This is a genomic window from Collinsella aerofaciens, from assembly GCF_039062365.1.
GTDB lineage: Bacteria > Actinomycetota > Coriobacteriia > Coriobacteriales > Coriobacteriaceae > Collinsella.
This window is the reverse complement of record NZ_JBCJBI010000012.1, coordinates 1-20,054: the sequence shown is the minus strand read 5'-3', so window position 1 is coordinate 20,054 and position 20,054 is coordinate 1. Positions and strand designations below refer to the sequence as shown.

At 60.4% G+C, this 20,054-nt stretch carries 19 protein-coding genes, 2 tRNA genes and 1 riboswitch; of the genes, 1 reads left to right on the top strand and 20 read right to left on the bottom strand.

What is annotated here, in order from left to right; genetic code table 11:
* Nucleotides 1-42: 42 nt before the first annotated feature.
* The 11 genes from tatA to asnB form a co-directional block, all read right to left on the bottom strand.
* Nucleotides 43-318: a twin-arginine translocase TatA/TatE family subunit gene (tatA, locus tag ABCN01_RS07150; protein ID WP_022094895.1), complete on the bottom strand. Its 276-nt coding sequence runs from the start codon at nt 316-318 to the stop codon at nt 43-45.
* Between the two features lie 112 nt (nt 319-430).
* Nucleotides 431-507 (bottom strand) — tRNA-Pro (locus tag ABCN01_RS07145).
* Nucleotides 508-556: 49 nt separating this feature from the next.
* Nucleotides 557-1,453: a 4-(cytidine 5'-diphospho)-2-C-methyl-D-erythritol kinase gene (ispE, locus tag ABCN01_RS07140; protein ID WP_342995796.1), complete on the bottom strand. Its 897-nt coding sequence runs from the start codon at nt 1,451-1,453 to the stop codon at nt 557-559.
* 2 nt (nt 1,454-1,455) lie between these two features.
* The gene (locus tag ABCN01_RS07135) at nt 1,456-1,752 is read right to left on the bottom strand and encodes a Veg family protein (protein WP_006234957.1); all 297 of its coding nucleotides are present in this window, start codon (nt 1,750-1,752) and stop codon (nt 1,456-1,458) included.
* 183 nt (nt 1,753-1,935) lie between these two features.
* The gene (gene dtd / locus ABCN01_RS07130; protein WP_022094897.1) at nt 1,936-2,382 is read right to left on the bottom strand and encodes a D-aminoacyl-tRNA deacylase; all 447 of its coding nucleotides are present in this window, start codon (nt 2,380-2,382) and stop codon (nt 1,936-1,938) included.
* A gap of 3 nt (nt 2,383-2,385) precedes the next feature.
* Entirely contained in the window at nt 2,386-3,027 is a 642-nt protein-coding gene (gene rdgB / locus ABCN01_RS07125) for an RdgB/HAM1 family non-canonical purine NTP pyrophosphatase (protein ID WP_342995797.1), read from the bottom strand.
* 143 nt (nt 3,028-3,170) lie between these two features.
* The gene (rph, locus tag ABCN01_RS07120) at nt 3,171-3,896 is read right to left on the bottom strand and encodes a ribonuclease PH (RefSeq protein ID WP_342995798.1); all 726 of its coding nucleotides are present in this window, start codon (nt 3,894-3,896) and stop codon (nt 3,171-3,173) included.
* Nucleotides 3,897-3,950: 54 nt separating this feature from the next.
* Nucleotides 3,951-4,835, bottom strand: coding sequence for a glutamate racemase (gene murI / locus ABCN01_RS07115; protein ID WP_035137557.1), 885 nt, complete (start codon nt 4,833-4,835; stop codon nt 3,951-3,953).
* Nucleotides 4,836-4,886: 51 nt separating this feature from the next.
* Nucleotides 4,887-5,798 carry an HAD family hydrolase gene (locus ABCN01_RS07110; protein ID WP_342995799.1) on the bottom strand — a complete coding sequence of 304 codons (912 nt, stop codon included), beginning with the start codon at nt 5,796-5,798 and terminating at the stop codon, nt 4,887-4,889.
* A 104-nt stretch (nt 5,799-5,902) separates the two neighbouring features.
* A complete protein-coding gene (locus ABCN01_RS07105; protein ID WP_342995800.1) occupies nt 5,903-7,465 on the bottom strand; it encodes a Mur ligase family protein in 1,563 nt (520 codons plus the stop codon).
* 112 nt (nt 7,466-7,577) lie between these two features.
* The gene (gene asnB, locus ABCN01_RS07100; RefSeq protein WP_342995801.1) at nt 7,578-9,458 is read right to left on the bottom strand and encodes an asparagine synthase (glutamine-hydrolyzing); all 1,881 of its coding nucleotides are present in this window, start codon (nt 9,456-9,458) and stop codon (nt 7,578-7,580) included.
* 187 nt (nt 9,459-9,645) lie between these two features.
* On the opposite strand from asnB, the gene ABCN01_RS07095 reads away from it, so the two are divergent.
* Nucleotides 9,646-9,721: transfer RNA gene (locus ABCN01_RS07095), tRNA-Val, on the top strand.
* 612 nt (nt 9,722-10,333) lie between these two features.
* Here the strand turns inward: ABCN01_RS07095 and ABCN01_RS07090 are convergent.
* The 9 genes from ABCN01_RS07090 to ABCN01_RS07050 all read right to left on the bottom strand — a co-directional run bounded on the left by ABCN01_RS07090 (nt 10,334) and on the right by ABCN01_RS07050 (nt 19,710).
* Nucleotides 10,334-11,617 (bottom strand): aspartate aminotransferase family protein, encoded by a 1,284-nt coding sequence (locus ABCN01_RS07090; RefSeq protein WP_342995802.1) that lies wholly within the window; start codon nt 11,615-11,617, stop codon nt 10,334-10,336.
* 69 nt (nt 11,618-11,686) lie between these two features.
* On the bottom strand, nt 11,687-12,667 hold the full coding sequence (gene argB, locus ABCN01_RS07085; protein ID WP_342995803.1) for an acetylglutamate kinase: 981 nt from the start codon (nt 12,665-12,667) through the stop codon (nt 11,687-11,689).
* A gap of 81 nt (nt 12,668-12,748) precedes the next feature.
* Nucleotides 12,749-14,017, bottom strand: a complete 1,269-nt coding sequence (gene argJ, locus ABCN01_RS07080; RefSeq protein ID WP_342995804.1) for a bifunctional glutamate N-acetyltransferase/amino-acid acetyltransferase ArgJ — start codon at nt 14,015-14,017, stop codon at nt 12,749-12,751.
* A gap of 134 nt (nt 14,018-14,151) precedes the next feature.
* Nucleotides 14,152-15,222, bottom strand: coding sequence for an N-acetyl-gamma-glutamyl-phosphate reductase (gene argC / locus ABCN01_RS07075; protein WP_342995805.1), 1,071 nt, complete (start codon nt 15,220-15,222; stop codon nt 14,152-14,154).
* A 257-nt stretch (nt 15,223-15,479) separates the two neighbouring features.
* Nucleotides 15,480-15,890, bottom strand: coding sequence for a pyridoxamine 5'-phosphate oxidase family protein (locus tag ABCN01_RS07070; protein WP_342995806.1), 411 nt, complete (start codon nt 15,888-15,890; stop codon nt 15,480-15,482).
* Nucleotides 15,891-15,941: 51 nt separating this feature from the next.
* Nucleotides 15,942-16,388, bottom strand: coding sequence for a pyridoxamine 5'-phosphate oxidase family protein (locus ABCN01_RS07065; protein WP_342995808.1), 447 nt, complete (start codon nt 16,386-16,388; stop codon nt 15,942-15,944).
* 30 nt (nt 16,389-16,418) lie between these two features.
* On the bottom strand, nt 16,419-17,219 hold the full coding sequence (locus tag ABCN01_RS07060; protein WP_342995809.1) for an energy-coupling factor transporter transmembrane component T family protein: 801 nt from the start codon (nt 17,217-17,219) through the stop codon (nt 16,419-16,421).
* Nucleotides 17,219-19,123, bottom strand: coding sequence for an energy-coupling factor transporter ATPase (locus ABCN01_RS07055; RefSeq protein WP_342995811.1), 1,905 nt, complete (start codon nt 19,121-19,123; stop codon nt 17,219-17,221). Before ABCN01_RS07055 ends, ABCN01_RS07060 begins: the two co-directional genes overlap by 1 nt.
* Nucleotides 19,120-19,710 (bottom strand): ECF transporter S component, encoded by a 591-nt coding sequence (locus ABCN01_RS07050; protein ID WP_055252299.1) that lies wholly within the window; start codon nt 19,708-19,710, stop codon nt 19,120-19,122. The genes ABCN01_RS07055 and ABCN01_RS07050 overlap by 4 nt, the downstream gene beginning before the upstream one ends.
* Nucleotides 19,711-19,715: 5 nt before the next feature.
* Nucleotides 19,716-19,908, bottom strand: a riboswitch (FMN riboswitch).
* Nucleotides 19,909-20,054: the final 146 nt, after the last annotated feature.

The following is a 20,054-nucleotide window of genomic DNA, read 5'->3' as shown; positions in this document are numbered from 1 at the left end:
CTGCGGGCAAGCCGGTCAGGTGCTCACCCCAAAGGGATGGGACTACTCTGCGTCCGCGTCGCTGTCCTCTGCCTGCTTCTTCTTGGCAGCAGCGAGCTTGGCCTCGAGCTCAGCGATCTCCTTGTCCTCCTCGGACTGCTCGACCACGACCTCCTCGGCCTGCTTGGTCTCGGCCTTATCGTCGCCCTCCATACCCTCACGGATATTCTTGACGGTAGAGCCGAGGGACTTGCCGAGCTTCGGCAGGTTCTTGGGCCCGAAGATAATCAGGACAACGACGAGAATAATGATGAGCTCAGGAGCCCTCAGTCCAAACATGTAGACCTCCACAATACAGCGAGACAAGCTCGAATGAGTATACCGCGGGTATCGCGGTATCACAACACTAGCTAAAAAAAGGGACCGCAAGAAGCGGTCCCTCCTCATGCTCTGGTCGGGTTGACTGGATTTGAACCAGCGACCCCTGCGTCCCGAACGCAGTGCTCTACCAAACTGAGCCACAACCCGTTAGCTCGACTATAGTAACAAAGATTTTCGCCGCGTGCTAGAGAAATTTTTATTTCTTTGGCGTGTCGATTTGGACCGTGTTGGGAATAAGCTCAGTCGCGCAGGCCCACCAGCCATTTTGCTGGGCAGCGTCAGCAAGCCTTTCGGCCGTGGCAGCGGTGTCGCAAATGGCAAACGAGCAGGCACCCGATCCGCACACATCTACAGCAACGGTTCCGTCCTGTTTACGCAGCCAGTCGAGGACCGTTTGAATCTGCGACTCCATCTGTGCGGAAATGACACCAAGGTTGTTATGGATGAGTGCATATGCCGTCTCGGCATCACCAGCACGCAAGGCAGAAGCTATCGCGCCGGGCTTGTCCGCAGGCACCGGGGCCTCGTCAAAACGTCGATAGGCTTCAATTGTCGAAACGCTTGCCTCGCGCGGCTTGACCAGCACGACGGGCGTCGCGGGCAGCGCGGGGTACTCAGTTGCCAGCACGTCTCCCCCGCCTACGTAGAACGCAGAACTCGCGTGCAAAAAGAACGGGACGTCAGCACCAATGCCCCGCGCAATGTCATCGAGCGCTGGGTCGGTGCGATCAATGTCCCAGAGCTCCGCCAAGGCGACGATGACCGCGGCCGCATCCGTCGAGGGGCCGCCCAAGCCGGCGCACAATGGAATGCGCTTCTCAATCGTCACGCAGATGTTTGCCTCGCGACCATAATGCTCGGCCATAGCAACCGCAGCCCGATACGCCGTATTCTTTTGCATGGGAAAATCTGATGCCGGAACCGTCTGAACGGCCAGCGCCTGTGCCGGCGTGACCGTCACGGTATCGGAAAGACCGACGGCTGCCATCAGGGAATCGACCCTGTGGTAGCCGCGGTCATCGCGCTCGGTATGAACCCCCAAGTAGAGGTTAATCTTTGCCGGCGCGGAAAGAGTCAGGGACCGATCGGTCACCGTTAGTGCTCCTCGAGCTGATTGCCGAGCGGGGTAAAGATATGCTCGCCGCTCTCAGGGTCGAATAGCTCGACCTGACCGGTGAGGACATCGATATACTGGTAGGACTGACGCGACTTGCGGCCGCGGCGCTCGTCAACCTCGACGATAAAGACGGCGGGGTGGACGCTCTTGATGGTGCCCATGCGCTCGACAACGCGGGTGCGGCCCATGTTGGCCTTAACCTTGACGCGATCGCCCACCATATCGGTCAGCTTCTCGTGGATGTCGTCGACGTGATTGACTTCCATCTCTTCCATGAACAGGGCCTCCAAAAGGTGCAATTCAAAAAGGGGATAATACCCCTAAGATAGACAAAACTCTAATACTATAGCACCCTGTTGTGGCCATACGCAAGTAGCTAAAAAAGCCCGGTCTCGAATACGTACCAGACGACAATCTCGCATGACCAGTTGTTACGCGGTTTGGTAAAACCGCGTAACCTAAAGGTTGTCGGTGTCCAAGACGATGGTGAATGGGCCGTCGTTGACCAGGTCGACCTTCATGTCGGCGCCAAAGATACCGTGCGCCACATGCTCAACGTCCTCGCGCACAAGCGTCAAGAAGTACTCGTAGAGCTCGTTGGCGACATCGGGGGCGCCGGCATCCGTAAACGATGGGCGGCGACCGTGGCGGCAATCGGCGAACAGCGTGAACTGCGACACCACGAGCACCTCGCCGTCGACATCGGCAAGCGCCAAGTTGGTCTTGCCGTTCTCGTCCTCGTTGATACGCAGCCCGCGGAGCTTGCCCCACAGCTTGTCGGCCTCGGCACGCGTATCGCCATGGCCCACACCAAGCAGCACCAGGTAGCCGCGTCCAATGCGACCCACGCACTCGCCGTCGACCGTCACGCCGGCGTTGAGCACGCGCTGCACCACCGCACGCACGGTCTACTCCTCGCCCGTCAGCTTGGCGGACAGGTGCTCGAGCGCATGGAATCGATGGCTGATGGCGTTCTTCTCGTCCGCCGTCAGCTCGGCCATGGTCTTGCCCGGCGTGTCGACCGGCAGGAACAGCGGGTCGTAGCCAAAGCCGCGATCGCCGCGGCCCTCGTGCGCGATAACGCCCTCGCAGGCGCCCTCACCATAGGTGACCAGACCATCCGTGTCGATGAGCGCGACGACACTCATAAAACGCGCGGTGCGATCCTCGTCTGCCACGCCTTCCAAGTTAACGAGCAGCTTGGCGTTGTTGGCGGCATCGTCGCCGTGAATGCCCGCGTAGCGCGCGCTATACACACCGGGCTCACCGTCCAGCGCGTCGACGACCAAGCCCGAATCATCGGCAATGGCCATAAGGCCCGTCTCCTCGACCGCAGCCTGTGCCTTGATGATGGCGTTCTCCAAAAACGTCGTGCCGTTTTCCTCGGGGTCCTCAAAATCGCCCAGCTGGCCGAGCGCCACAAAGCGCACCTCGGGCATGACCTTGCCCAAAATGGCCTCGATCTCGGTGAGCTTATGGGCGTTGCCCGTTGCCACGACGATGGTCGCCGCCGGGTCGAGGGTGTCGATGTCAATCTTCTCAAGTGCCATGACTGGCCTCCTTGTCTCTATATCAATACCGCGCCGAGGGCAACGAGGGACTCCGCCTCTCCCCTCTCAATCAACGGCTGTCTTGCGCCTAGACGTCTCCGCAGATAAAACCTACCAAAATAAACCTGTCCCTTTTTGGCAGGTTAGGCGATGGCTTGGCGCTGAAGCTCGATGAGCTCGGCGATACCCTTGTCGCCCAGGTCGAGCAGGGCGTTGAGGCGTTTGCGGTCGAAGGGCGCCTGCTCGCCAGTGCCCTGGAGCTCGATCATCTCACCAGTGTCGGTGGCGACGAGGTTCATGTCGACCTCGGCATGGCTGTCCTCGGAATAATCGAGGTCAAGCAGCGTATTGCCGTCGACAACGCCCATGGAGATGGCAGCCACCTGGCCGATAAGCGGGATGCGCTCGATCTTTCCCGCCTCGACCCACATGGCGAAGGCGTCGTGCAGCGCCACCCAGGCGCCGGTGATGCTCGCTGTACGCGTGCCGCCATCGGCCTGAATCACATCGCAGTCGACGGTGACGGTGTACTCGCCGAGCGCCTTCATGTTGACGACGGTACGCAGGCTGCGGCCAATGAGGCGCTCGATCTCCATGGAGCGACCCTTGCGGTTGGCGTGCTCGCGTTTGCAACGTTTGCCGGTCGACGCCGGCAGCATGGCGTATTCCGCGGTCACCCAGCCGGCCTTAGCTCCCTTTCGCCAGCCCGGCACGCCCTCCTCGATAGTGGCGGCGCACAGCACGCGCGTGTCGCCGAACTCGGCCAAACACGAGCCGTGGGCGTGCTTCATGACGCTACGGGTGAGCTTAACGGGGCGCAACTCGTTGGCGGCGCGACCGTTAGCGCGGTTGACCTGCATGTACTCCATAGAAATATCCTTTCGGCAAAAGATGTGGCGAAGGCCTTGACGGCTGCCTTACATCTATTTCAGCTCATCGATATCGATATGTTCGATGCTCTTGAGCGGCTGACCAAAGATAAAGCTGCCCGCCACCGCAAACTCGGCAATGTTATCGGCCGTCGTGGCAAAACGATGCTGCGGCTCGGCGGCGTCGCCCGCCAGCTGCTCGCGGCGCGTGAGGATATCGGTCAGCTCGCGTGTGGTCTCCTCGGCGGAACTCACGACGCGCACCCCAGGCCCCAGCGCATGGCGGATAGGTCCCACCAACAGCGGAAAATGCGTACAGCCGAGCACCACGGTATCGATACCGTGGTCGCGCAGCGGCTCAACCGTGGCACCCACCAGCGCGCGAACGGCTGGCGTATCAAAAATATCCTCGTTCTCGAGCCACTGCTCCTGCAGATGCGCGCCCGAGGCGAGCTCGTGCTCGACGACCTCGACAAAGCTCGAAGCCGGGCAGCCATACACATCGACACCAGCATCCAAATCCTGGATGGCGCGCGTGTAGGCGCCCGAGCGAATGGTGAGATTGGTGGCGAGCACGCCCACGCGACGCGTACGCGTGCTGTTGATTGCCGCACGGGCACCCGGCGCGATCACACCGATCACGGGAACGTCGAGCACCTGCTGGGCCAGACGCAAGGCCGCAGCGGTCGCCGTGTTGCAGGCGATGACCATAATCTTGACATCGTGCTTCGAAAGCCAACGACCCGCCTGCAACGCAAACGAGCGCACCTCGTCCTCGGTGCGCGTGCCGTAGGGGCAGCGCTTGGTGTCACCGAAGTAGTAGACGGACTCGTGCGGCAACGCCGTCGCAATCGCGCGCGCAACCGTCAGACCGCCCAAACCAGAATCGAACACGCCAATCGGGCGCGTGTCGCCTGCCGGATTCTCGATATCGGACATTACCTCACCAGTCTCTCTCGAAAAGACATGTCCAAGTGCGGCGACGCCGCGCTACGAACGCGCCGCGACCAGCAGCTCTGCCGTCGCCGCCCAACCGTCGACAATTTTGCCGCGCGTAACGAAAGCGTTCTCGCAAGCAGCCAGGAACTCGGGCGCGCCGGCGCTCGTCAGGCCATTCTCGACCAGGCAGAATGTGCCCACGTGATCGGCCATGTAGAAGTCGGACTCGGAGTCGCCGAGCGCGAGCGTCTCCTCGCGCTCGATCCCTAGGTGCTCGCAGAAGCGCGCAATAGCGACGCCCTTGTTGAGACCCGCCGGATTGATGTTGAAGGCGCGGCCGTCCTCGACGCGATCGAGCTCGAGCGTCGTCGGCTTGGACAGGTGAGTCAGATGGCCGTTGCAAGCCCAGATCAGACCGTAGCCGGCCTCGTCGAGGATGGCCTGGACCTCATCGTCGGGTACATCGCCGCGCATGCCGACGGTGACCTCACGGTATTTGTAGCCGGTCGACATGTCGTTGTGGTACTCGATCTTGTGCGGCCAGCGGGCAAGGATCTTCTCGCACACGCCGGTCTGCTCGATCACCTGGTGCGGCGTGAGGCCGCAGGCGGGGTCGTAAGGCATGTCGCCGGTCAGATACTCCCAATCGTTGGCTTTGAGGTCGTACATGACCAGGCCGCCCATCTCACCAATGTAGGAGTTAAGGCCGAGCACGCGCGCGTCCTCGTGGATCATGGTACGGTTGCGGCCCGAGGTGGGAACCACCTGAATACCAGCGCGAGCGAGCGCCACGACGGCCTCGACGAGTTTGGTCGAGGGGTTGCCGTCGTTGTCGCGCAGCACGCACGAGCCGGGTGCGAGCATCGTGGCATCCAGGTCGGTAAAGACGTACTTGACCTTGGCCAAGCGCTCGCGCATCTCGCCCGAAAGCTCGGCAACGGTCGGCAGGGTATTGTGGGACATGGTTACTCCGTTTACGTAGAAGGGTTTGGACTTGGACGGCATGTTTTGATTGAGGGAACACGCTTATGGCGACAGCGCACTCAGGGCGCCGCCATCATGGTTCATTAGTCAAACTGGGTAACATCGATCAGGCGATTGGCCAGCGAAAGGTCGCTCTCGATGGGCACGAACTCGTCGCCCACGTGCATGAGTTCCTCGTCACCCTTTGCCAGCAGCAAGACAATGGTGGGAGCATCGGGGTTGATGTACTCCTCGCGCGCCGCCTTGAACGCCGCATGCACAGCGGCTTCGCGATCGAGGATGATCTTGTTCGGCGTATCGTCGGGAACATGTTCGGCAAGCTCGCGACAGACCTTCATCGGGTCCTCGTGAGCCGGGTCCTCGTTGGCAAAAATCATCAGGTCGGAATATGATGCGGCCTCGCGCGGAAGCTGCTCGCGGCGCTCCTGCGCCTTGCCGCCGGCAGCGCCAAACACTGCGATGACCGGGCTGGCGGGAAACGCGCGCTTGACCGACGAGAAAAGCGAGCGGAACGAAAGTTGGTTGTGAGCGTAGTCAACAACACAAATCACGCGGCCGTCCTTCGACTCCACGACCTCCATACGGCCCGGCACACGCAGTTTGGAGAGGCCCTTCTTGATGGCCTCGATACCGATGCCGATCTCGCGCGCGGCGGCGATAGCGACCAGCGCGTTCTCCACGTTAAAGTCTCCCGCGATACCCAGCAGGATCTTCTCCCCCGCCTCGGACTCGTCGGCACACAGGCCATGCAAGTTGAACTCGATGCTAAAGCCGACCATGCGTACGTCGCTCGCCCACAGGCTTGCCTCGGGATGCTCGACACCAACGGTCACCAAGCGCTCGGCCGTCGACGCTGCCTCCAGCACACGGTCGACCTCTTCGGTGCCCAGATTCACCACGGCGGTCTTTGCCTGGTCAAAGATCCTGAGTTTGCTCTCAAAATAATCCTCAAACGTGGGGTGTTCGATCGGCGAGATGTGGTCGCGGCCGATGTTGAGGAAGCACGCCACGTCAAACGGCAGATTCTCGACGCGTTGGTACTTGAGCGCCTGGCTCGAGACCTCCATGACCATGGACTGGCGACCGGACGTGCGGCAGTTGGCGATATGGCGCCAGACCTCGGGGGCCTCGGGCGTAGTATTGGTGCTCTCGTAACACTCGATGCCATCGTCGGTACTCACCGAGCCGATCATGCCGCAGGACTCGCCCGCCGCCTTGATGATGGACTGGAGCATAAAAGCGGCCGTGGTTTTTCCCTTGGTGCCGGTGATACCCACGATCTTGACGTCGTGGTCGGGACGGTCGTAGACCTCCGGCGGCAACAGGGCCATGGCCGTGCGAACGCTGTCCACGACCAGCATCGCAGCACCGCTCTCCTGCGCCAGCGGCTCCAGAGACTCGACCAGCGACTCCTCGCACACAAATGCGACGGCGCCCGCATCGAGCGCCATGCTCAAAAACGCGGGCTTAAAGGCAGCACCTTTGCAAAAGAACACGTCACCTACCGAGACCGCGCGCGAATCAAACGAGCAGCCGGTCACAGCACGCTCGTCAACCTGCTCTGATGCGCGCAGCTCGCCGCACACATCGAGAAGCTTGGCAAGCGTATCGACCGTGGTCACGGTCGCGGAATCCGAATGGTGCATCTTTCACCTTTCTCAGCCATTTGGCAGGGACGGTTTTTATAGTAACTGAAACGCACCCACGCAAAAACGGCTCCCGGAGGAGCCGTTACGCGCAGGCGTTCGTAAGCCGAGGCTAGGCAGCCTGAACAGCGGGCTGGTCCTCGTCGATAAAGAAGCGCTTGTACCACACCAGGAACACGAGCGGCGTATAGATCTTGCGCTGGAAATCGCCCTTGCCCGCAAAGTGCAGATCGAGCAGGTGCATGAGCTCGTCGGTATCGAAGAACTCGCTTGCCCACGGCGCGGTGAAGTACTCCTTGACATAGTCGTACCACTTTTGCTCGCGCAGCCAGTAGACAATCGGCACCGGGAAGCCCACCTTGGGACGGGTGGCCCACTCATCGGGCAGCGACTTGTTGGCAGCGTGGCGGAGTACTTGTTTGTTGCCGTTCTCGTTGATGCGGTAGCGGTCGGGAATGTGCTCGGCGAACTCCATGACTTTGCGGTCCAGGAAGGGCACGCGCAGCTCCAGCGAGTGCGCCATGCACATCTTGTCGGCCTTGAGCAGAATGTCGCCCGGGAGCCACATGTTCATGTCCAGGTACTGCTTCTTGACCAGTTCGGGCTGACCCTTCACGCGTGCGTAGATGGGAGCGGCAAGCTCGAAGGCGCCGTCACCGGTGTTGTACTCGGGCTTGAGCACGCCGTCGACCTCGCGCTCCGGCCATACCAGAGCCTGTCCCAGGAACGACTTCTCGGGGATCTCGGCACCCTTGACCAGGAAGTTATGTCCCTTGAAGTACGGCATATGCAGCGCCAGGTTACCGAGCGCGCGACGGATGGGCAGCGGCACCATCTTTTTGTACTTGCGCACCGGGACCGTATCCTCGTAGTAGGCGTAGCCGCCAAAGAGTTCGTCGGCGCCTTCGCCCGAAAGCACGACGGTAACGTCCTTGCGGGCCATCTCGGCCAAGAACCACAGCGGCACGGAAGACAGGTTGGACTGCGGCTCGTCCATGTGATACTGGATGTCCTCGAGCGCACCGAAGAACTCGTCGGCGGTAATCATCTTGCGAACGTTCTCGACGCCGAGCTTATCGGAAAGCTCCTTGGCGTAGTTGGTCTCGTTAAAGTTCTTGTAGTCAAAGCCCACCGAGAAGGTCTTGTCGGGCATGAGGCAAGCGGCGATGTAGCTGGAGTCGACGCCACCGGAGAGGAACGACGCGACCTTGACGTCGGCGATGCGATGGGCCTCGACGCTCTCGTGCACGACCTCGTCCAGCTCATCGACATACTCTTCGAACGGCTTCTCGACGGCAGAGTAATCGCAATCCCAGTAGCGCTCGATGTTCATCTTGCCGGTCGAGATATCGACGGTAAAGTAGTGCGCCGGCGGCAGCTTGTAGACACCCTCGAAGAAGGTCTCCTCGGTTGCCGAATACTGCAGCGTCATGTACGGACGCAGAGCCTTTTTGTTGACCGCCTTGTGGAAGTGCGGGTAGTCCAGGAAGCTCTTGATCTCGGAACCAAAGAGCACGCCCGGAGCGCCGTCGCCCGCATCGGCCATGGGATAGTAGTAAAGCGGCTTGATGCCAAAGATGTCGCGGGCGCCAAAAAGCTTGTTCTTCTTTTTGTCCCAGATGACGAAGGCGTACATACCGCGCAGGCGATCGAGGACGGCCTCGCCCCACTCCTCGTAGCCGTGCAGGAGGCTCTCGGTGTCGGCGCCGCAGTGGAACTTGTAGCCCTTGGCCTCGAGCTCGGAACGGAGTTCTTGGAAGTTGTAGATCTCGCCGTTGAAGACAATGACGACGCTGCCGTCCTCATTGGCCATGGGTTGGGCGCCAGCCTCGGTCAGGTCGAGGATCGACAGGCGACGGAAGCCGAGGGCAACGCGGCCGTCGATAAACTGACCGCCCATGTCGGGACCGCGATGGACGATGCGGTCCATCATCTTGGTGAGCACCTCGGATTGGTTATCCGTCCCACCGACAAAACCGACAAAACCGCACATATACTATCCCCTCTGCTGTTGCTGGGCATCAAATCGAATCAGTAGCTTTTGAGTATACCCGAGGGCGTAAAGAGGGGCGGAATGTTCAGGCAATCTCAACTGAATCAGCTCCGCGTGGACACGCGCCAGTTACCTTTAATGGATATGAGGTGAATGAGGCGATTGTTTTGCTATACTCTCTCCGCACGGGCGATTGGCGCAACGGTTAGCGCAGGTGCTTTACACGCACAAGGCTGGGGGTTCGAATCCCTCATCGCCCACCACTGATTTGATAGGCTCCCAGCAATGGGAGCCTTTCTTTTTTGGGCCCAGTGCATGGGATTCGAACCCGACAGGGTGCGGAGCTGAGGAAACGCGCAAGCGTTTTCCAGCGCAGCACGCGAGGAGCGGAGCGACGAAGCGGGACGCGGGCGGCGCCAGCCGCACGCGGACATCCCTCATCGCCCACCACAGAATTGGAAACGGTCCTCGCAAGGGGACCGTTTTTGCTTGCGCCCGGTGCATGGGATTCGAACCCGCCAGCACGTCTGTCACAAAGGCCGTGGCCAAAAAATGGCAAAAATGAGTACTGCTACTTTGTTTGCAACATATAAAAAGACAGTATTTGCTTAAGTTACGCAACATATGTCCATTATAAGGACTAACAGTTGGATCAAAATCGTGCTTTCATCGCCATTTCGACTTGCTATCTGGCCTTATTAGTCCAAAATTGCTGCTACCAAATCGGTAACAGTACTCATATTTGATGTTTTTTGACCAGCAGGTCTCCCTGCCTTAGCAAATCTAAGGCAAAACGGGCTCCAGACCGCTGAATCATGCCGCATAGGACACGCCCACAGTCCGGAACCCGGTCCAAATTGAGTTATTGCGCTGCGTTAGCCCAAGACACCCGACAGGATCTCGATCAGGCCGTCCACGTCGGCTTCTTCGCAGACAAGTGGTGGCAAGAAACGCAGCGTATGAGCACCCGTAGCGTTGATCACGGCACCGGCGGCCAGCGCGCGGGCAACAATATCATGCGCATCGCCCGCAGCATCATCCAAATCACAGCCGAGCATCAGGCCACGGCCACGCACCTCTACCACATGCGGAAGCTTAGCCAGCGCCTGCTCCATATAGGCACCCACCTTGGCAGCATGCTCGGCATAATCGCCGCGCACAAGCGCGGAGAGCGTCGCGGCACACGCCGCGACGGCCAAGCAGCTACCGCCAAAGGTCGAGCCGTGGTCGCCCGGCTTAAACACGTCGGCAATCTCCTTCTTTGCCACGACGGCACCCATGGGTACGCCGTCGGCAATGCCCTTGGCAAGACTCATAATGTCGGGCTCCACGCCATAGGTCTGGAACGCAAACGGCTTACCCGTGCGGAAGATACCGCACTGGACCTCGTCGGCGATAAGCACGGCGCCCACTTCGTGTGCTAGGTCGCGCGCTGCCGCCATAAACTCCTCGGTCATGGGGTGCACGCCACTCTCACCCTGGATCGGTTCGAGCATCACGGCACAAATTTCGCTCCCCAGCTGCTTAAAGATCGCACGCAGCTCATCGACATCGTTGGGCGTGCAGGCCACAAAGCCACCCGGCAGCGGACGGAAACTATCCTGCAGCCAATCCTGCATGGTGGCGGCAATGGTCTCGAGCGTACGGCCGTGGAAGCCGCCGCGCATGCACACGATGGTGTTGCCGCCGTTACCGGCACGCTTGGCGTACAAGCGCGCGAGCTTCATCGAGCCCTCGTTGGCCTCGGCGCCGGAATTGGCAAAGAACGTCTCCCACACCTGCTCGCCCGCAGCCGGGGCACCAAGAGCAGCTGCCGTGGTCTCATCGCCGGCGGCAATGGCATCGGCAAGCACGCGCGCACCATCTACGTCGTCGTTAGCAAGCTTGGACAGCAGCGCCGCGACCTGTCCACGCTGCTCGATGTAGAAGTAATTGGAGACATGCATGAGCTTTTTGGTCTGTGCCTCGAGCGCCGAGAGCACAGCCAGGTTGCCATGACCTAGGCTGCACACGCCGATGCCGGCAAGAAAGTCGAGGTACTCACGGCCATCGTCGCCGGTGAGCTTCATGCCATGGCCCTCGACAAACTCGACCGGAGAGCGGCCAAAGGTATGCATAACGTAATGGGATTCAAGCGATTGCTGAGCTGCAAGTGACATGGGATGCCTTTCGTTGAGCGCCGGACGGCGCGGGGCTATGGATGCAGGAATGGGGCGGCTGCGGGTCAGCTAGACCGTCTGAAGCTTCTCGACCTCGTCGAGGTTCTCGGTCAGACGCGCAGCAAACGTCGAAAGCGGATGCGGATGCGTATCGAACTCGTAAGCCATCTCGGTGGAATGGATCACGGTACCGACGCCGGCATCGGTCAGCAGCTCCAGCAGCAGCGAATGCGGCGTAGTACCGTTAATGATGTGGGCACGAAATACGCCGCCGGTAAGCGCATCGACGGCCGCACGCAGCTTGGGAATCATGCCCTTATCGACCTCGCCGCCGTAGAGCATTTCGTTAACCTCGTCGAGCGTTAGGTTGGAGATAAGCGAGTCCTTGTCGCTAAAGTCCTTGTACAGGCCATCGACATCGGTCAAAAAGATCGCCTTATGCGCGTGGAGCGCCGCGGCAACGGCACCGGCGGCGGTATCGGCGTTGATGTTGAAGAAACCGCCGTCCTCCCCCGCCGCGACGGTGGCGATGACGGGAATGTACTCGCTATCGAGTAAGCGCTCGATATAGTCGGTGTTGACGTGCGTCACTTTGCCCACGCGACCGAGCTCGGGGTCGAGCGGCTCGGCGATGAGCGTGCCGGCATCGCTGCCCGACACGCCCACGGCCAGGTTGCCGTGGTGGTTGATGGCAGCAACCAGCTCCTGGTTAACCTTGCCGCCCAGCACCTCGCGCACGATATCCATAGTCGCCGGCGTGGTCACGCGCTGGCCGTTCTTAAACTCGACGGGAATATCGTAATGGCTCAGCGCCTCGTTGATAGCCTTGCCGCCGCCATGCACGATGACGGGGCGCATACCGATGATCTTGAGCAAAACGATGTCGCTCATCACGTCGCGGCGCAGCTGCTCATCAACCATGGCGGCTCCGCCATATTTGATAACAACCGTCTTGCCGGTCAGGTTCTTAATCCACGGCAGCGCTTCGAACAGCAGCTGCGCGGTTGCTTCGTTGGATTCGCTCGAACGACAATCGCGTGCGAATTTCATAATCTGCCTCGTCTTTCGTATCGTTATCGCGCCGTGCTCCGCTGTCCGCAATCGCGGCAAGATGCGCAGCGTGCCCGGAATCTAGGAACGGTAGTCGCCGTTGATGGAGATGTACTCATGCGTGAGGTCGCAGGTCCACACGGTCGTTGCCGCGTCGCCTGCGCCCAGGTCGGCCGAGATCACGATCTCGGGCGCCTCGAAACGTCGTAGAGCCTCGTCCTCATCAAAAGGAACAGTCAGACCGCCGCGACAGACAGGCATGCCCATCATGTCGATGGAAACGTCTTCCTGATTAAACTTCACGCCGCACTTGCCAAGCGCCATAGCAACACGGCCCCAGTTGCAGTCGTGGCCGGCGATGCAGGTCTTAACGAGCGGCGAGTTGGCAACGGCACGGGCGGCGATATCGGCCTCCTCGTCGTTCACGGCGCCGGTAACGTTGACCGTAACAAGCTTGGATGCGCCCTCACCATCGGCGGCGATATTGCGCGCCAGGCTCTCGCACACCTCGTGCACGGCAAATGCCAACTCGTCGAAGGCATCGGAGCCCTCGACGATAGGCTCGGCATCTGCGGCAGCGGCGCCGGAGGCAAGCATGATGCAGGTGTCGTTGGTCGAGGTGTCGGAATCGACCGTTACCTTGTTAAAGGTCTGCTTGACGGTCGAGAGCAGCAGGGCATGAAGTGCCGCCGGCTCGACGGGGGCATCGGTGGTGATAACCGCGATCATGGTGGCCATGTTGGGCATGATCATGCCCGAGCCCTTGCACATTCCGCCTACCGTATAGACATTGCCCGCATGACCCGCAGCCTCACTACGATAACGAACGGCATACTCCTTGGAGTGGGTATCGGTCGTCATGATGGCGCGAGCGGCATCGGCGCCACCGTGGGCGGAGAGTGCCTCGTAGGCAGCAGGAATGGCGGTCTCAAACGTGTCGATCGGCAGAATCTGGCCAATCACACCCGTGGAGGCAACCAGAATCTGCTGGGGCTCGCAGCCGATGACCTGCGATGCGATGCTGCACGTCTCGCGCGCGCATGCAAGGCCGGTCTCGCCCGTGGCGGCGTTGGCATTGCCAGAGTTGACCGAAACGCCGGCGATGATACCGTAGCCCTTGTCGGCACCGCCCAGGTTGGCGCGGCTCACCTGCACGGGCGCCGCGCAAAAGCGATTGGTGGTAAACACTCCAGCGCCGGGACAGGGTTTATCGGGCACGACGAGCGCGTAATCCAGACGCTCGGGGTTCTTGCGGAACCCAGCGTGGATGCCTGCAGCCTTAAAACCAGCCGCAGCCGTAACGCCACCCTCGACTGCGCGAATCTTGATATCAAACAGCTCGATATTCATCGTCTTTATGACTCCTTATGTCAAACAAAAAACGGACATCGGTTGGTGCGCCATGCCAGTCGTAATCATGAGACCAGCTTAAGAGTGGCGCCCCACTCGATGCCCGACTACCAAATCGTTAACAATCGAATGTGCTACACCGGGCACGCCACTGTGGGCAAGCCTCGTCGCTCGTCAAAGCCAAAGACGATATTGGCGCACTGGACTGCTTGGCCCGCAGCGCCCTTGCACAGATTGTCAATGGCGCCCGTCGCCACCAGCACGCCCGCGCGCTTGTTGAGCGCGAGGCCAATCTGGGCGGCGTTGGTGCCGACGACCGAAGCCGTCTTGGGCTGCTGACCGGCATCGAGCACGCGCACAAAGGTGCGTCCAGCGTAGAACTGCTTGTAATAGTCGACGACATCCTCAAGAGCCAGGGAGTCGATGGCCTGCGGCGTGAGCGGCAGCGTCACCGTGGAGAGCAGGCCGCGCTTGAGCGGTGCCAGATGCGGGGTAAAGACGACGCGATCGGTTAAGCCAAGGATTTGCTCAATCTCGGGCGTGTGGCGATGTTTACCCACGCCATAGGCCTCCAGGTTCTCGTCCGCGCTGCAAAAGTGGGTGCGGGCGTTGCAGGACTTGCCGGCACCCGTCACACCGCTGATGGCATCGACGATCACAGGGCCACTCTGGGCAACCCAGCCGGCACGCTCGGCAGGAGCGGCAGCAAGGCTCGTTGCGGTGGGATAGCAGCCGGCGCAGGCGACCAGCACGGACTTGCCGTCAGCATAATCGGATGCGGCGGTCTCCAAGTCCTGGCAGAACAGCTCGGGCAGGCCAAAAGCGCGGGTCTTGAGCAGCTCAGGGCTCGTGTGCTCGGCGGCATACCATGCCTCAAAGACAGACGCGTCGCTCAGACGGTAATCGGCCGAAAGATCAAAGCAGGAGACGCCCGATGCAAGCAGCGCGGGCACCTGTGCCATGGCAGCCGTGTGCGGCACGGCCAAGAAGACGGCGTCGCAGGATTTAAGCTCGGGGGCGTCATGCGTGGTGAAAACCAGATCGCTCACGCCAGCAAAGTTCGGATACACCGCGGACAGCGGCTGGCCAGCATCGGCGTTGGACGTAATGGCAACAAGTTCAAACTCGGGATGGCCAAGCACGAGGCGAATGAGTTCGGCTCCGGCATATCCAGCCGCGCCGACGATTCCAACCTTCAAAGACATATCAGACTCCTTGTCTGCGATTTATGCACCGATGCGCATTTCGCAGCGGTCGTTATGAAGTGGGTTGAAACTTTAGCACCAAAAGATGCATGAACACGTAAATGGTTTGCATATTCATGCATTGAAACAATCCCGACACATTCGCTTGAAGGAATTGACAAATGGAGCGGGCCCCGTATTGACCGGCGCTCCTAACGGCGCCGGGCAATACGGGGCCCGCCCATGCGAAAACCAAGTTGTTAGGATGCGCCAGCTGGCTAGAGCTCGACCGGCACCCATTCGTCGTGATTGCAGATAAAAGCCTCGGGATCCTCGACGCTAAAGAAGACGAGCGTGGGGTCGTTAGGCCCCTCATAGTGCTCGCTCAAGCGCTCAAGATGTTTCCATCCTGCCTCGCGCATTTCGCTCGAAGCCCGGTCATCCAGACCCGCACGTCCGCGCAAGATGAGCCAGCCATGGCCCGGCCACCAACTCGTGGCCTCAAAGCGCTGATTTTGCAGCAGCTCCTGCCACACATCTTTGGTGCGCGCCGTTACAAACCACAGCTTGCCATCCTGGATCTGCGCAAACGAAAACGGACGCACATGAGGCTGTCCGTCAACGCTCGTCGCCAAATACCATGCCGGCACCGACGTCAGATACTCCAACACCGTATTCAATCCGTCCATGTGTCCTCCTGGCACTAGCTAATTCGGAACGGGTAGTTAATTTGAGACGCGCTAGAGCTCCAGGCGCTCCTCGCTGCCGTCGATATCACAGAAGCGCGCGGCAATGTTGCGGACCGAAAAGAAAGCAAGGCGGCCGTCGTTGGCACTCTCGTGTTCCTCGCCAATGCCCACCATGTGCTTAAAACCCGCTTGACGCACCTTGTCGCTCGCAGCTGCGTCGTCCTCAAGTGCGGCTTCGCCGGTCAATACGATCCAACATTCCCCCGGCTTCCAGCCCGATACCTCAAACTTGGGATTCGCGCTCAACTCCGCCCACACATCCTTGTCGCGCGACGTGCAAAACCACAACTTACCGTCATCGACCATGGCAAACGAAAACGGCCTCACGCGAGGCTGATGCCCGTCGGCCACATCGGTCGTGGCCAGATACCACGCCGGAATGCGCCTGAGATATGAACAGGCACGCTCAAGCTGAGCCGTGCGGTCGTTGTCGGTCATAGGGACCCCTTTCTTGCGCTCGAATCGCGCCTAAACAAGTTGAAGATTGATGACGATGACGCAGATGAGCAGCAACGCCGTCACCACCGCCGCCAACGCATCGCCGCGGCCAAATGCAAGCGCATGCAGGCGCGTGCGGCCCTGCTCGCCGTGATAGCAGCGTGCATCCATGGCGGCAGACAGCGTCTCGGCATGGCGGAACACGCCCGTGAACAGCGGAATCGCCACACTGCCGAGCATACGCACGCCGCCGAGCGGACCGCCCGTCACGCGCGCGCCGCGGCTTGCCTGTGCATCGGCCGTCTGCTTCATCTCGGTAGCGAACTGCGGCATAAAGCGCAACGCGATACCCATGATCATGCCGAGCTCGTGCGCAGGAAGTCCCACACACGCAAACGGCGCGAGCAGGCGCTCAAAGCCCGCGGTGAGGTCGAGCGTCGGCGTGGTGAGTGTAATGGCGCTCATGCCGGCCATCATCAACGTCAGGCGGCACGCCATAAAGGCGGCAGAACGCAGTGAGCCCTCGCTTATCTGCAGAAAGCCGAGCTGCCACAGGATGCGCCCACTCTGATCGGTAAACAAGTTGAGCACCGCGACCACGACGACGATTGCCAGCAGCGGCGCCATCGATGATAGGACCCGGCGCAACGGCACCCGGGACACGGCATAGATCAGCACGACGAAAATTGCGACAGGGGCCAGTCCGCGGAAGCTGCTGACCGTGAGCGTCGTGATCAGAAACACAAAGCCCAAGAGCAACTTAGTTCGCGGGTCCAGGCGGTGGATCGCACTATCGCCGGGATAGTAGCTGCCAAACGAAAACGCCTCCATCAGCAGCCCTCCTCTCGCGCGACCGTCTTGGATTTAGCAATGTCCGAGACGTTAGAAGAACCGTCTGAGCGACCGATCAGCAAATTTGCCAACTCGTCGGCCAACGACTCAACCGTATGGAGCCCGCCGCGACGCAGCGGCACGCCCGCCTCCGTAAGCGCCAGCGCCATACGCTGGGCGGCGGGAACGCCCAAGCCGATCGACTTGAGCTCACCGGCATGCGCAAACACCTGCGCGGGGGTTCCCTCGGCAAACACCGCGCCTTCGTTCATTACGACGATGCGGTCACAGCAATTGGCCAGGTCATCCATACTATGCGAAACCATGACAACGGTCAGGCCATCGCGGTGAAGTCGATCGATAAGCTCAAGGAAATCCCTGTGCGCAGCCGGATCGAGCCCCGCCATGGGTTCATCGAGCACCAGGACTTCGGGCTCCATGGCGAGCACGCCGGCGAATGCCACACGCCGTTGCTGACCGCCCGAAAGCTCAAAGGGACTCTTGTCGCCGACCGTGGAAAGGTCGAGGCCCACGCGTGAGAGCGATGACTCGACACGACGGTCGACTTCATCTTGCGGCAAGCCAAGGTTATGCGGACCAAACGCCACGTCCTGCGCCACGGTTTCGGCAAACAGCTGACGCTCAGGATATTGAAACACCACGCCGACCTTGGCCTTAACCGCGGCGGCGTCTTTCTTGTTTGACAGATCGAGCCCCAGCGCACGAACGGATCCCTCCTGGGGGCGAATCAAACCGTTGAGATGCTGAACCAGCGTCGACTTACCCGAACCGGTATGACCTGCCAAGCCCAGGAACTCGCCGCGACGCACCGTCAGCGATACATCGCGCAGCGCCCACGGGCTGCTGGGGTCGTTTCCCCAGAGAGCCTGTTTGCTCGATTTGCCCGCAGTGGCTGAGCGCTTATGCCAGCGGCGGCGCTCGCGCGGACTGAGCGAATAACTGTACGAAACATGGGATAGTTCGATGACGGGCTCCGACGCGTTGTCCTCGTTGTCTGCCGGAACAGTGCCGTCAGCGATTTCCGACTGGGATACGGAAGACTGCCCCGCGGTGCCTGCCCCACTCCGCTCGGCATAAGCCTGCGCAATCTCGGCGACCATATCCGCCTCACGCACCTGCGCGCAAACGGACACGCCCTTCGCACGAAGTGCCATGCCCAAACGGCACGACTCTGGCATGTCAAGGTTGAGCTGAACGAGTTCATTCGCCCGCGTCAGAATCTCATCGGGCGTGCCCAGCATGGCAACTCGTCCCGTCTGAAACACGGCGACACGATCGGCCTCGGCAGCCTCTTCCATAAAGTGCGTAATCATCACGATGGTCATGCCGCGAGCGTGCAACGCGCGGCAAGCCTTCATGAGGCCCTTGCGTCCACGCGGATCGAGCATCGAGGAAGCCTCGTCCAATATGAGCACGCGCGGTTCCATGGCGAGCACGCCGGCAAGCGCCACGCGCTGCTTTTGGCCGCCCGAAAGCGCATGGGTCTCGTGGCGCTCAAAGCCCACCAGGCCCACGCCCTTCAGCGCCTCGCGTACGCGCTGCGCAATTTGCGCCGATGGCACGCCAAGGTTTTCGGGACCGAACGCAACGTCATCTTCGACAAGCGTTGCCACCAGCTGGTCATCGGGATTCTGGAACACCATGCCCGCGGTCGAACGAATGTCGTAGACCAACTCGGGATCGGACGCATCCATGCCGTTGACGCGCACCGTGCCCGCATCGGGCTGCAGCAGCGCATTCAGATGCTTGGCAAACGTCGACTTGCCCGACCCGTTGCCACCGAGGATACAGAAAAACTCCCCGTCCTCGATGCTCAGATCGACGTCGTCGAGCGCCGGTGCAGCACCGTCATAGCTAAAGGAAACGCCCCGACACTCAATCATGCGCGGCCTTTGACCTGGTCCTTCTTGGGCGTGATGAGATTAGAGACCGCCTTGTACACCGCCAGCGTCAACACCGAGTTAAGCACGGTCTTGATGAGGTTGAACGGCAGCACGGCAGGAATCATGAGCGGGGCGATCACATCTACCGAGCCATACCAGAACCATACGCCAATGGTAAGGTTTGCGACCATAGACAGCGCCGTAGCGGCAATGACGCCGAGTACCAGGCCAATCACGGCACCCTTATAGGTATGCATCTTCTGGTAGACGATAGCCGCGGGCAGAATGTAGCCCAGCGTGGCAACCAAGTTCATAAGCGCGCCGACCCAGTCACCCGTGGTGAGCGCATGGATAACGATAGCCATAGCGGCAACAGCAGTGCCGGCGCCAGGACCATACGCAAACCCGCACACCATTGCCGGCACCAGCGACGGGTCATAGGTCAAAAACGGCGCCGAAGGAAGGATGGGCAGCTGCACGTACATAAACAGGGCGCCCAAGGCACACATCAACGCCATGGTAACGAGCTGTTTGGTGCTCCACCTATTCGTGTTCTCAAAATGGATATGCTGCGACTGTTCAGACATAAGATCACCTGCCTCTTTCATCCGGACTCTAACCGTTGGTACTGGGATCTCACCAGTTCAGCCGGCATGCGAACCAACGCACACACGGGTCGCGGACTCATCGGCTCGGTCGCAGGCATCTCACCTGCGCCACGGCGTCCCTTTGACACCGCCCGATTTACCGCCAGTGGGGAATTCCACCCCGCCCTGAAACAGCAATTGCAAGTGTAGCACGAGCAATCGTTCGCGCAAGTATGCCGAGGGTAATTTATGGTGGGGATCAGCTGCCCCTTGATTATCAACTTTATCCGAACACCTCCCACATTCATCCGCACATGTGCGGATGAATGTGGGAACCCGATACC